Origin of the sequence: Enterococcus sp. 7F3_DIV0205 (assembly GCF_002141365.2) — a bacterium.
Taxonomy (GTDB): Bacteria; Bacillota; Bacilli; order Lactobacillales; family Enterococcaceae; genus Enterococcus_L; species Enterococcus_L palustris.
In genome coordinates this window covers 2,224,835-2,237,214 of sequence record NZ_CP147244.1, presented here as the reverse complement: position 1 = coordinate 2,237,214, position 12,380 = coordinate 2,224,835, and the positions used below count along the sequence as shown (strand labels likewise).

Annotated in this window: 12 protein-coding genes; 5 read left to right on the top strand and 7 right to left on the bottom strand. The window is 34.0% G+C overall.

Annotated elements, in window-relative coordinates; translation table 11 throughout:
* Positions 1 to 23: 23 nt before the first annotated feature.
* From A5821_RS10570 to A5821_RS10555, 4 genes are all read right to left on the bottom strand, one after another.
* Positions 24 to 758 (bottom strand): class I SAM-dependent methyltransferase, encoded by a 735-nt coding sequence (locus A5821_RS10570; protein ID WP_086314539.1) that lies wholly within the window; start codon positions 756 to 758, stop codon positions 24 to 26.
* A gap of 108 nt (positions 759 to 866) precedes the next feature.
* Complete coding sequence (locus tag A5821_RS10565) at positions 867 to 1,250, bottom strand: ACT domain-containing protein (protein WP_086314538.1); 384 nt, start codon at positions 1,248 to 1,250, stop codon at positions 867 to 869.
* A gap of 22 nt (positions 1,251 to 1,272) precedes the next feature.
* The gene (locus A5821_RS10560) at positions 1,273 to 1,740 is read right to left on the bottom strand and encodes a GNAT family N-acetyltransferase (protein ID WP_086314537.1); all 468 of its coding nucleotides are present in this window, start codon (positions 1,738 to 1,740) and stop codon (positions 1,273 to 1,275) included.
* Positions 1,741 to 1,925: 185 nt separating this feature from the next.
* Positions 1,926 to 2,291, bottom strand: a complete 366-nt coding sequence (locus A5821_RS10555; protein ID WP_086314536.1) for a hypothetical protein — start codon at positions 2,289 to 2,291, stop codon at positions 1,926 to 1,928.
* 242 nt (positions 2,292 to 2,533) lie between these two features.
* Between A5821_RS10555 and A5821_RS10550 the strand changes: the two genes are divergently transcribed.
* The 3 genes from A5821_RS10550 (at position 2,534) to A5821_RS10540 (ending at position 4,831) form a co-directional block, all read left to right on the top strand.
* Positions 2,534 to 3,298 (top strand): C39 family peptidase, encoded by a 765-nt coding sequence (locus A5821_RS10550; protein WP_086314535.1) that lies wholly within the window; start codon positions 2,534 to 2,536, stop codon positions 3,296 to 3,298.
* A gap of 145 nt (positions 3,299 to 3,443) precedes the next feature.
* Complete coding sequence (locus tag A5821_RS10545; RefSeq protein ID WP_086314534.1) at positions 3,444 to 4,142, top strand: glucosamine-6-phosphate deaminase; 699 nt, start codon at positions 3,444 to 3,446, stop codon at positions 4,140 to 4,142.
* A gap of 122 nt (positions 4,143 to 4,264) precedes the next feature.
* Positions 4,265 to 4,831: a DNA-3-methyladenine glycosylase I gene (locus A5821_RS10540; RefSeq protein WP_086314533.1), complete on the top strand. Its 567-nt coding sequence runs from the start codon at positions 4,265 to 4,267 to the stop codon at positions 4,829 to 4,831.
* A gap of 60 nt (positions 4,832 to 4,891) precedes the next feature.
* On the opposite strand, the gene A5821_RS10535 is transcribed toward A5821_RS10540, so the two are convergent.
* On the bottom strand, positions 4,892 to 5,431 hold the full coding sequence (locus A5821_RS10535; RefSeq protein WP_086314532.1) for a DUF4865 family protein: 540 nt from the start codon (positions 5,429 to 5,431) through the stop codon (positions 4,892 to 4,894).
* A gap of 120 nt (positions 5,432 to 5,551) precedes the next feature.
* Here A5821_RS10535 and A5821_RS10530 point away from each other — a divergent pair, with 120 nt between their 5' ends.
* Together A5821_RS10530 and A5821_RS10525 are read left to right on the top strand one after the other, a co-directional pair.
* Complete coding sequence (locus A5821_RS10530; protein WP_086314531.1) at positions 5,552 to 6,328, top strand: LysR family transcriptional regulator; 777 nt, start codon at positions 5,552 to 5,554, stop codon at positions 6,326 to 6,328.
* Between the two features lie 16 nt (positions 6,329 to 6,344).
* A complete protein-coding gene (locus A5821_RS10525; protein WP_086314530.1) occupies positions 6,345 to 7,106 on the top strand; it encodes a MurR/RpiR family transcriptional regulator in 762 nt (253 codons plus the stop codon).
* 121 nt (positions 7,107 to 7,227) lie between these two features.
* Here the strand turns inward: A5821_RS10525 and A5821_RS10520 are convergent, their stop codons facing one another.
* Both A5821_RS10520 and A5821_RS10515 read right to left on the bottom strand, forming a co-directional pair.
* Positions 7,228 to 10,221: an LTA synthase family protein gene (locus tag A5821_RS10520; RefSeq protein ID WP_249921868.1), complete on the bottom strand. Its 2,994-nt coding sequence runs from the start codon at positions 10,219 to 10,221 to the stop codon at positions 7,228 to 7,230.
* A 360-nt stretch (positions 10,222 to 10,581) separates the two neighbouring features.
* On the bottom strand, positions 10,582 to 12,045 hold the full coding sequence (locus A5821_RS10515; RefSeq protein WP_086314529.1) for a helix-turn-helix domain-containing protein: 1,464 nt from the start codon (positions 12,043 to 12,045) through the stop codon (positions 10,582 to 10,584).
* Positions 12,046 to 12,380: the final 335 nt, after the last annotated feature.

The window sequence follows — 12,380 nt, the reverse complement described above, 5'->3', positions numbered from 1 at the left end:
CCTTTAAAGTTGCCTATTTTGATTCATTGCCTTTTTTTAGCAGAAACTAGCAACATCATTGGTCTGCGAAGTTCTTGGCGCATCTCAGCGCTTGCTTCCAACATCTCAGGAGCGGGCATTGGTTCCACTAAACGAGTAATTTGAAAGCCATTTGTTAACAATCCGTCTAAATAGGTAGTTAAGGTTTTGTGGTATTTCATCACCGTTTCCCCTAAGAAAGTTGTTTCCCGAATACTTTCATCAAAGTAGCGATCAACTGGCCAATAAATCGGCTCGCCTTTTTGATCATAGATCCAGTCTTCTGTTCCTTGTGCTGTAAAAATCGGATGCTCTGTTGAAAAGACAAAAACACCACCAGCATTTAAACAATGATTGACTTTTTTAGCAATTTCATCAAATGAAGGAACGTAATGAAGAGCTAACGAACTGATTACAATATCAAAGGTTTCATCTAAGCCATCAATTTCTTCCATGCCCATTAAATGGTAACTGATTTTTGAAGAATCCGTCATTTCTTTAGCTTTCTCGATCATTTTTTCAGATAAATCGATTCCAACGACTTTTTCTGCACCATTTTCAACTGCATATCGGCAATGCCAACCGTAGCCACACCCAAGATCTAAAACAGTCTTTCCAGTGAAATCAGGCAGTAGCTTTTTTAACTCATGCCATTCGCCGGCTCCTTCCAGGCCTTTTCTAGAACGATCCATTTGGCTATATGCTTCGAAAAAATTAGGATTATCGTATTCGTTTTTCATTATATATCTCCTTTTATCGAATTTCCTTTTGTCTCTTTTATTGTAGCAGATTGTCAGTAGAATACCCATAAAATAGCATGTAACAAGACTTAGAGAAAGGAGGGGAGATTATTGAAAAGTATGCCCGTAATTACGTAATACCCTCACAGCGTTTTCTTTATCCTTGTTTTTTATCAGAAGATAGTCTGTATTGTAAGTGGACAAAGCAAAAATTGAAATCTGGTTTTCAGCTAGTGGATTGGCTAATTGACTTAAGATCCCAACTAAGGAAAAATCCAGTTCTCCGACGACTTGAATAATGATCCAATCGTTATCAACAGAAAGTGCTTGTTCTGTTGGTAAACTGTCAAAAGGAGCAATAATAGAACATTCATCTTTTGTGTAAGTAATGCTTTTAAAGGATTTTAGCTCATAAAAAGAAGTTGGGATTTCAGTGTGAGCAGGGAATTTCATAATGCTGTAGTTTTGTTTATCAAGTAATTTTAACTGCATTGAGCGGTCTCCTTTTCTTATTTTAAATAGGGATTTGTAAAAAAACTTGAGATCCATAAACGTGGGAGAGCTTATGGCCCGTATCTTTAAATCCTGCTTCCAGACGTAAAGCTTGAGTAAACTCTTTGTCTTCGTTCACAATGATCGTAAGTTGATCGATAGTTGAAAAATGTTGGTGAACGAATGCTGGTAATAGCTGGACTGCTTGTTTGATATAGCCATTACGTAGATGCCGATAGTCTGTTGAAAGGTCTTGCACTAATAAGCAGTTTGGATTGTCAGAATAAGGACTACTGCCTTTTGCTTCAAAAAGGGTTAAGAAGGCCACTAAATGCTCACCTTCAAAAACAAGAACAGCATGACGTTGAGGGTCTTTTTTTATTAAAGAAAGGGCTATTTTAGGCTCGCGAACGTAGCGAAGTTTCCTTTCTGATAAGCAGTAATTATTAATAAGTGTTTGGTGTTTATCGTCATACATTGTCAGATACATGATTTTTCCTCCTGCCTCGCATGCTAATTTTCCTGATGAGACTATAATAATTCATTGATATTTATAGTATAGCTTGTTTGTGTGCTCTTGTGCAGGGGCTTTATAGTCTTTTTTGTGACATAAAAATAATAAATGAAAAAACAACCAGAGGATGAAACATAAACGTTTCGCTCTGGTTGCTTTATTTATTTGATGAGGCGTTTGTCATTTTTTGATAAGGTACTTACTTTTTTTATATGTTCGACAGTAATCATCCGGATTTGTTGATTGTCTTCTTGTAACCTTAACATAATCGAATCGCCTATGCTTTTAGAAACGATCCATCCAGAAACTGTTTCAAATTTTTGAGAAGTCGGCACTTCTTTTAATTGTAAAACAACTAAACTTTTTTGAGCAGAAGCAACTTGTAATTTCTTAAGAATTTCTTCACGCTCTTTATTTTTGCTCTGCTTATCTTTAGAGTCATCTAAAAATGCCGAAAAGAAACTTTGGGAAGATTGGCTGATCAATTTTGAAATGCTTTTCATTGTTGATTTATGATTATTGTCCATTCTTCTACCTCCTTTACGAATTCACTACTACTATCAGACTCTGAACAATCAGATACTACTATTCTACCTAATAAAGGTAAATAATTCAAGAAAATATGTTCGTAATAATTTTGTGAATAATTATTCCTACTTGCTTTTTTTTCTAGATTCAGTAATATTAGAAGTACCGATTACTATCTATGTAACTCGTTTGGAAGTGAAATAAACAGCAAACACTTTCAACTTAAAAGAGGGAGATATTCATGAAACAAAAAAATACTGAAAAATCAAAATTGTATACCATAGCATTATTAGTAGTAACAGCATTCGCAGGAGCCGTTTTAGCTAAAATAGCACCTATGGAAGAAGGACACGGTTTTTCATCTCTATTCAGTGATGGCAAGGCTGACGAAGTGAAAATAACAGAAACAAGTGAAAGTAAAAAAGAACCAGAAAAAGTCAAAAAACTAACATATACTGAACAAATCAATCAAGAGTTGAATCAAAGCAAATTTACGAACAGAATGCCAATCAATCTATTACTACAAACCGATGATAAATGGAAATCAACACCGTACGGTATGGGGAATCCTGATGGAGATACTTTAGAAATCAATGGATGTGCGATCCTTTCGTTGGCGATGGTATCCTCTTATTTAGATGGCAAGTCCTATACACCGCAGGATATTCTAAACTGGTCAAAAAATGATTACTTTGTAGAAGGGGAAGGGACTGCATGGTCTATATTCTCTGATTTTGCAACGGTCAAAGGCTATCAATTTCAAGATCTTGAAACAGATATCGCTTCAGTAGAGGAACACTTAAAACAAAAACATCCTGTGATTATCTCCGTAAATCCTGGTTTGTTTACAGAAACTGGGCATATTATGGTACTTAGTGGTACAAATAACGGGAAATTCTGGGTGAATGATCCAAATGATTCAGAAACAAAAGGCCATTCTAAAAAAGAATTTACGGCGGATGAGTTAATGAATGAAGCAGCCAACTTTTGGGTAATGTATAAATAAGTGAGTGAAGCTGACCTTTATTTGAGGTCGGCTTTTTTTCATGTTCAGAAAAAGAAAACGGTTTATTTATTTACTTTGACATATTGACATGGGATGGTTCCCACATTATACAATTGAGGTATAAAAAGGAAATGGAGTGAACCAAATGAAAATTATCATCGAAAAAAACTTTGAAGCAATGAGTGAAACAACTAAAAATATTTTATTAGGTCATATGAGTCAGGATAAACGCGTCAACTTATCGATTACGGCTGGCAATACTCCTGTTGAAGTTTATAAAAAAATGGTGGAAATCGTAAAAGATTCTCCAAACTATGCCAATGTTCATTATTATAATTTTGATGAAATCCCTGTAGAAAATCAAGCGGAAGGTGTAACAATTACTGATTTACGAAAATTATACTTAACTCCTGCCAATATCAATGAAGAAAATATTCATCCATTGACAGTAGAAAATTATGCAGATCAAGATAAACGTTTAGCTATGGATGGCGGTCTAGATGCCATGTTGATTGGTTTAGGCGGAGATGGACACTTCTGTGGAAATATGCCGACGACAACAAGTTTTGAGAATTTGACTTATAAGATAAAAGTTTCTGGAGAAGAACCGTGGTTTGTACCTGACATGATGGAAACAGGATTGGAATTTGTGACTATGGGGCCAGTTAGTGTGATGCGGGTAAAACACTTGATTTTGATCGTGAACGGTGAGAAAAAAGCAGAAATGGTTAAGAACGTGCTGCAAGGACCAGTTACAGAAGAATATCCAGCATCCGTTTTACAACTGCATCCTAATCTTACCGTCATTTTAGATGAAGAGGCAGCAAGTAAGTTAGATAGATAAATAGGCTGAAAAGTGGTTGGGATGTGACTCATAGAGTTATGCCCCAGTCATTTTTTTGTTCGGTTTACAAACGTACGTTCTCGTGTTATTCTTAAGTAAAATAAAACAGATCGGAGTAGGATATGGAGAGAATTCGATGCGATTGGGCCAGTAGTAACGAACTTGAAGCAAAATACCACGATGAAGAATGGGGAACGGCGGTACATGAGGATCAAAAGCTGTTTGAAATGCTGATCTTGGAAAGTATGCAAGCTGGATTGAGTTGGTCGACGATCCTTAAAAAGAGAGAAACGCTGACTCAAGCATACGATCAATTTGATTACGTGAAAATCGCAGAATACACACAAGAAAAAATTGATTCTTTACTAGAAGATCCAGGGATTATTAGAAATAAATTGAAAATCAATGCAACGATCAATAATGCAAAAGTCTTTATGGAAATTCAAGCGGAATATGGAAGTTTTGATCAATTTATTTGGCGTTATGTAGATGGAGAACCAATCAAGAATCATTGGGAAAATATCAAAGAGGTTCCAGCATCCACAGCGTTATCTGATAAAATCAGCAAAGATTTAAAGAGACGAGGATTTAAGTTTTTAGGTACAACGACTGTTTATGCTTTCATGCAAGCAACGGGCATGGTGGATGATCATCTAGTACATTGTTTTAAGAGACAAGGTATAAAGTAATAAGTTATCGCTCTCTAAGGAATAGCAATGCTTAGGGAGCGATTTTATTTTACCTACGTTTTAAGGTGCAGAAATATGAAGTATTTCATAAAGAGCAGCGTCATTTTGTGCGGGCTTTTCAGCATAAAATCCAAATACGGTAGCCTGCCATTTGTCAGGATTATAAATAATCAACTTCCCTAAGCTATTTGCAGGTAAGGTTTCTTGAATTCTCAGTAGTTCTTTTGGGACATCGCACATAGATAATTGCTCATTTATAAGGGTATTTTTTTCTAGTAAGTAAGTAGCGCTTGTAAAACACTCTGGTTGATCTATTATTAAAGGAATGCCTATTTGGATTGCTTGCCAGCCGAAATCGTTAATAATATTATCGTAGAATCCTTCAAAAATAAATTGATTCATTCCATCAGCGTTCTTCCATACATACAAAGGGGCGTAAGAATTTGAAATTGCCCCTTGTACTTTTTCTGAAATAAGATAAGCTTTAAATAATAGATCATGGAAATTATCTGTTTTTGAACCATTTTTTTTGACTCGGTTTCTAATCAGCGCCATATCATAATCATCTGGTAAAGTAATTTTATATTGCATAGCGTTCATTTTAAATCAGCTCCTATTCTTGATAAACCCAGTATATTCTTTTTAAAAAGTGTTGCATAATACGAAAAAATGATATACGGTATCGGTAATTGTGATAGCAAGAAACGGGTGGATGGTAAAATGGAATTGAATGATTTGAAGATTTTTCAATGTGTAATAAACGCAGGTTCTATGTCGGAAGCTGCCAGAATGATGGGATATGCTCAGTCCAATATAACTGAACGGATTAGATTATTAGAACAAGAATTGTCCATTAGACTATTTGAAAGAACCAATCGAGGTGTGAGGTTGCTTCCAGAAGGTGAAAAATTATTAGAGTACGCAACGATAATTTTAGATCAAGTTGAAGCAATCAAAATACATTACGAGAAAATACCAATAAAAATCGGTTGTACGCAAACAATTGCTTCTAATTATTTTGAGTTATCCGATGTTATTGACTATCAACCTAAAATCGAGTTATTTATTGATACAATCGATCACTTAGAAGGAATGTACAAACGAAAAGAACTTGATATTTTGGTGATGAACAAAATGACTTCTTTTAGAAACAACCTTTTGCTTAATGAAGAGGTTGGCTGGCTGTCTGCAACAGGTGCACGCGATATTTACCTAATCAGCCGGGATAAAGAATGTCCGTATAGAAAGATGATGCTATCTTTGATCAATCCGCAGACATGTAAAATTGTTGAAGTTGATTCTATTTACTTGATGATTGACCTGATTAAAAAAGGAGCAGGCCTATCGATTTTACCTAAGCGTTTCTTTCAAGAGAAACAGAATCAATCGTTGCTTTTCAAAAAAATAGAGCAGCAAGTTCCTATTTATATCGTGGGAAATGAATGGAATAGTCAGCAAGTTCGTTTATTTTTGGAGCATAGCAGCGGTTTGAGATAGAGAGGATTTGATTGTTGTGAATGATATTTATAAGGTTATCCATTCAAATTATAAAAAATTATCAGAAGCCGAACAGGAAGTCATTGATTTCATTTTAAAATTTGAAAATATAGAAACATTGAAATTAAAAGATATTAAAGATGAGCTCTATGTATCAAATGCTACCGTCATCAGAGCTTGTAAGAAATTGAACTATGCGACGTTTAATGAGTTGAAGAATGCATTTACGCTATCCAGAAAAGAAAAACAAAGTGGTCATTCAGCAGAAGTTGATTTCTTTCAGATAGTCAAAGGAATAAAAAAGGATCTGTTAACAACATTGAAGTTAGTGGATGAAGAGAATATCGAGCAAATATGTGATTGTTTGATTCAGGCAAGAAGAATTTTTTGTGTTGGAACTGGTTCGAGTTCTCAGGTGGCAGCTGAATTTAATCATAACTTAAACGTGTTGGATCTTTGGACTAGCGATTGTTCAGATGTATTTTCAACTGAACGCATACCGAATATTAGTACGGAGCAAGATGTAGTGATTGTTTTTTCTTTGAGCGGTGAAGTTGAGAGCGTCAACGAAATCTTGGTAAAAGTAAAGAGCCGTGGAACAATAATTATCGCGGTTACGAATATGTCATCTAATGAACTAAAATCAATCAGTAATCACTCTTTATTGATGTATAGCAGTCCTCGGGATCGAGCTAAACTTCGTTCGGGACTAATGTTACATGTGATGGGTGCCTTAATCTATGAAAAATTAATGATGAAAATGTCGACATTGGTGTAATAATTCCCACGTCGGATATCTTATTCTTTAAAGACTATGTACCTGAAATGATCTCTCCATTTAAAAAGACCGCCCCACAACGAAAGAATCGTTGCGGGGCGGTCTTTTTTATCACGAAGGATCACTTTTCAACTTTTTGTTCAGCCCACTTTGCAGCGTATTGCTCTCCGGCCACTAAATCGTACTGAATATACTTATAATCATCTAGGATTACTTTCTGTTCTTTTGTCAGATCCTTTTCCAAAATTATTTTATTTTTGTCAGTAACAAAGACTTGCTTCCCGTTATAACGATTGGAAACACTTTCGACTGGATCGATAGTGGATGCGGGTAGTTTATTTGTTACTTGTGTTAATAATGCGTAGAAAGGAGTCACCTTTATATTTGCTTGCTCAAATGCCAATGCATTAAAGTTAAGAGGGGAAACAACTTTCTTGTTCAGTTTTTTTGTTTGCTCGCGGCTAAAAGCGTTGCTATAAATAAAGTAATCAGTTTCATGGTGCTCTAAACCGTATTTTTTCTTATCATTGCCGCTATATATAGAAGGTAAGTGATCACCATAAAAGACAAAAGTAATTGGTTTTTGAATAGTATCTAGTTCTTCTATAAACTCTTTGATCGCTTCATCAGTATAGTGAAGACCTTGCATAAAGGTCGATAATTCACCTTTTCTACTATCCAAAACAGCAGTTCCTTCCGCATTGTAATCCAGTTGGTCATAGTAATCACCATAAGGCATATGATTTTGCATGGTCGATAGTTGGATGAATTGAGTTGTTTCGGTATTACTTTTTAATACTTTTAAGGTTTCTTTATAAGCAGATTCATCAGAAATTCTCGGACTTCTACCGATTTTATCAGTATAGGTCAATTTGTTTGGGCTATCAATGTAGTAAAATTTGTCGAAACCGAATTTTTCAAAAACATCTTTTCTTTTATATAATGCTGCGGTAAAAGGATGAATCGCAATTTTTTCATCAAATAAGTTTGTAATATTAGGACTGACTTTTTGAGTATTCACTAATTGGGTATAAGGTGTTACCAGAGAAGCGGATAAACTGCTGATGTCTAAACTAGTCAACCCTTGCCATTCCATATTTGCGGTACCACCGCCGTAACCTACAGATAGCATGATGCCGCTAGTATTATTTGACATGACTTCTTTAATAGTTGGAATTGGCTCATTCAAGACCTTAAGATTAGGGATTCGAGCGGGATCACTAAAGCTTTCGCTTAAGTTTAAAATCAGAGTTTGGTTTTCTAACCAGTCATTTCTTGTTTGGTTGATTTTGTTTGCTTCTTTATCATATTTTTTCATGATTTGTTCAATTTTATTCTTTGAATAATTTTCAGGTGTATCCATTACTTTGATATCAATATTGTTCAAAAATTGAATAATAGGACCATTTTCTTTCACTGCAGATCCTTGATCAATGAACGTTTTATTCACCCTGAAAAGGTTAAAAAGAAAATAAGAAGGCGATTTTTTATGATTGATGAAAAAGACTCCAGAAAATAGGATCAATAAAGTGCCAATCCAAATGACCCTTCTTTTCCAATTGATTCTAAGTGAATACTGATGTTGTAATTTTCTTTGAACTACAACACTGGAAACTGTCAAGAATAGTACTAAGACAATACCAATCCCAATCAAAATAGGGCTGACCATAGAAAGTAGTTCAGATATGCTGTTTAACATTTTTAAATCAGAAGGAAAAACAGGTTCTTCTCGTAAATTAACTTTGATGACACTAGAAACTGTCAGTAACAGATCAACAGTTAGGATTAAAGTGAAAACATACCAAAAACGATTGGTAAGCAATAAGAGCAATAAGAAAAAGCCCATGATGATCATCGTTGTTAAAAACAGAATAGATTGTCTTTGAATAAATATTTTAAGAAAGACTTGGAAAGTCTGAGCCCAACCTTCTTTTTTCTCAAGTAGAAAGATTTGTAAGAATGTAAAGAAGTAAAAGAAAATACCTACATTAAAAATTGCTCTTCTTTTGTAAATCCACGACAATACAGACCGTATTTTTTGATAAAATTGAGCAGGTGAATCGACTATCAAATAACGATTCAGTTTTTTGAACGGTGCTGATTTTTGGAGTAATAGGCACACTACGGTCAAAATAATAGCTGAGATTAAATACAAACCTATAAATTGGAAGATATCTAAAAGCCAATTTTTGCCAGAGTCTGGAAAAGATTTCTTTTCAAACGTAGTAATTCGATAGGTCGTTAATGCCCAGTTCGTAAGAATTTGAGTGACGATTAGGTTAACGGCGATTAAAGAGCCAGTCACTTTGACTCCTAATTTTTGTGAAATCGACTCTGAAAAAGCAAATAAACTTAACGTATAATACATCGAAAATAAAGAGAATGGGACAGAAAAACGATTTGCTGTAGAAGCATCTCCTCTAACGAACAATGAAATTTGTGTCATCAGTAAAATTAACCCAAAGAGAAGACCTAAACTAATGCATACGTGTAAGAACTTAAATTTGAATTTCTTGTCAAACTCTAGCTGTTTAAAAGCAAAGCCAACCAAGAATAGATAGAAGATCCAGACAATACTTTTTCCATCATGAAATCCCCAAAGGTCTTTACTAAATAAAGTAGGTAGAATGACGAAGCCAATCGTCAACCCAAAAATTATTTTTTTCAAAAGCTCCGTCGAGAATGACAAAAGCCAATTTACTAGTGTAGGAATACTACATAATAACAGTACGCAAGACACAGCATAGGTGAAATAGTTTTGACTAATCGGGAATAATATGATCCAGTAATCCCGAAGATTTAATGTTGAAGATTGAACATAAAAAAAGACATTGCTTGTCAGTGCGATCACTACATATAGCAGAAAAAAACCGCTCAGATAACTGAATATCTTTTTTCTGACTATTTTTTGATAGTGATAGCCCATGTATAAAGGAACAAGACCGAGACCAGCTACAGTTGCGACCTTCATAAAAGAATAAAGGTAAAACCTTCCAGGGTTTGTCGCATACTCAGGTATAGTGGTCGCAGAGAGTAATACTCTTTGTACGATCATGAGAAGACAAGCTATCAAAATTGTTAAATAGTCAAATTTTTGAGATTCATTTTTTTCCAAAAAAACACCTACTCTATAAATATTTAAAGATACTTATTCAGAGAATACTGAATAGATATCGCTAATCCAAATTTTATAGTACCGTAGAATACACTTGATTACAATCCTTCGAATGGAAAATGGACTAGATATATATTTTTTTTAGATCAGAAAATAGATAATGCTGCCTGGAAACAGGTTTTAAAAGAATACTACTTACTATGATAATTTAGTTGTCTGTCTAAAAAAGTGATTGAGCCATAACTCTTCGAGTCACATCTCAATCACTTGGAATCCATATAAATGTTGGAAACAGAAGCATGTATATGGAAATGACTTCTGTTCCAGCATTGTTTAAGCTACTTATTATAGAAAGAAAAATTATTTCTTATCAAAATAATCTTCATAAACCAACATCAACTTATCAAAACTTTTAGCATCAGGGATTAAAGGGATGACAATGATTGGAATATTATTGATATAGATTTCAGGAATATTCGTAATGATGCAATCATATTGAGAAGATTCTTTTTCAAGTTCTTCTAATGAAGTGACTTGCAATGGTGTACAAGAGAAACGACCACGCAAATAGTAAGTGATTCTTTCTGAGAGCATATTCATATAGTCTTTTCCTGAGTTGAATAAAAGACACGCCTTCATCGTTGGTGTGGAATACTCTAAGCGGTCTAGTAAGTTTGGCCATCTAGTAAACAATATAGAGATGGCTTCATAAATCATATACTCTTTATATGGATTTGAATAAAAAATTGCTTGCAAAGAGTGAATCAATTCCATTGGAAAATGACCGTATAAGTTTTTGATACTTGTCAAAAACTCTTTGTTTTTATTGTGTAAAATATATGTTCTTCCGTGAATTTGACAGTCTAAATTGTAGAGACTCATAAAAATATCATCAAAATTATCACATTTACAGCCCATCTTTTTCTCGATTTCTTGTAAGAGATTTTCGATTTTTTGATATTTTAGAAAAGCATTGCGATCAACTTTAATCAGTTCACGTGCAGTATCAAGTGAGTCAACATATTGATCACTAAAAAATAAGTAGAAAAAAGTATTTAAATTGACAGGAGATAAGGGTAAATGGAATTGGCTATAAAACTCATCACAAGCATATGTATCATTAAGAATTGAAAATTCTTTTTCTGGCAGATCGTGAAGTTGATTTTCACTATTATGTTTCAATAAGTTGATAATTGTGTAAGTGTAAAAACGTAGGCGATTTAATAGAGAAAAGTCTAAGTTATACGATGGCTCATTTGGAACTGCTTGCTTCACGATTTGGAGACCAACCTGATCTAAAATTGGCAACTGAGCAGGAGTCAACAGACTTTCGGCAACACCGTACTTCTCATAAAAATAATGTTGCATAAAATTACAAATGCTATGTGGATCGCCAACAAGTTGCATTTTTTTCAAGTTGATCGTGAAACCTTCAATTTGAAGTAATTGATTAACTCGGAGAACAATCCGCTTGATTGTTGAGACGCTAGTATAAAGATCGTCTGCTAAATCAACAATGGTAGAAAAATTATGTAAGAAAATCTTTTCGATCAGTTGAAATTCAACACTATTTTTGATGAATTTCTGGTAGATACTTGTTTTACAGAAGCCAAAATTTGTTGCAAGACGAATGCCATATTTTTTTGAGGATTCGATCGTAGCAGGAGCAAGTAATGTTTCCAGTTCAATAATATCTGATTTTAATGTTTTAACAGGAGCATTTAATGTTTCTGATGCGGTGGTAAAGGTGACCCAATCGTTGTCGGCCAATAGTTCCATTAGCTCTAACTGACGTTTGGATCGTGAGGAGAGGATTTCTTTCATAGTATCAACACTTTCTTTTTTTATGTTATTTTTTAAATTTGTTCAGAATGTAATGAAATAAAGTTCAATACATTGCTTATTTTAACTTGAAACGATCTGTTTTGTCTATATAACAGTAAATAATAATAGATGTTTTTTTACAATAATTTAAATTATATAGGTCAATTTTCTCTTTTTAATAGAAAAATATGACCTTTAAACGATGTTTTTTTTTATAACATTTGTGATTTTTACTGTAGTTTGTTTAATCTTTATTTTTATTTTCAAACAATAATCTAAATGAATCAAGTATTCCTTTTTTGTGACTATAAATGACCCTTTTTTTTCTTACATAA

What these genes read in the sequence shown, in the direction of transcription:
- A5821_RS10560 (WP_086314537.1), bottom strand. Translation starts at nt 1,740, where the DNA reads ATGTATCTGACAATGTATGACGATAAACACCAAACACTTATTAATAAT.
- A5821_RS10570 (WP_086314539.1), bottom strand. Translation starts at nt 758, where the DNA reads ATGAAAAACGAATACGATAATCCTAATTTTTTCGAAGCATATAGCCAA.
- A5821_RS10550 (WP_086314535.1), top strand. Translation starts at nt 2,534, where the DNA reads ATGAAACAAAAAAATACTGAAAAATCAAAATTGTATACCATAGCATTA.
- A5821_RS10545 (WP_086314534.1), top strand. Translation starts at nt 3,444, where the DNA reads ATGAAAATTATCATCGAAAAAAACTTTGAAGCAATGAGTGAAACAACT.
- A5821_RS10555 (WP_086314536.1), bottom strand. Translation starts at nt 2,291, where the DNA reads ATGGACAATAATCATAAATCAACAATGAAAAGCATTTCAAAATTGATC.
- A5821_RS10515 (WP_086314529.1), bottom strand. Translation starts at nt 12,045, where the DNA reads ATGAAAGAAATCCTCTCCTCACGATCCAAACGTCAGTTAGAGCTAATG.
- A5821_RS10530 (WP_086314531.1), top strand. Translation starts at nt 5,552, where the DNA reads ATGGAATTGAATGATTTGAAGATTTTTCAATGTGTAATAAACGCAGGT.
- A5821_RS10565 (WP_086314538.1), bottom strand. Translation starts at nt 1,250, where the DNA reads ATGCAGTTAAAATTACTTGATAAACAAAACTACAGCATTATGAAATTC.
- A5821_RS10535 (WP_086314532.1), bottom strand. Translation starts at nt 5,431, where the DNA reads ATGAACGCTATGCAATATAAAATTACTTTACCAGATGATTATGATATG.
- A5821_RS10540 (WP_086314533.1), top strand. Translation starts at nt 4,265, where the DNA reads ATGGAGAGAATTCGATGCGATTGGGCCAGTAGTAACGAACTTGAAGCA.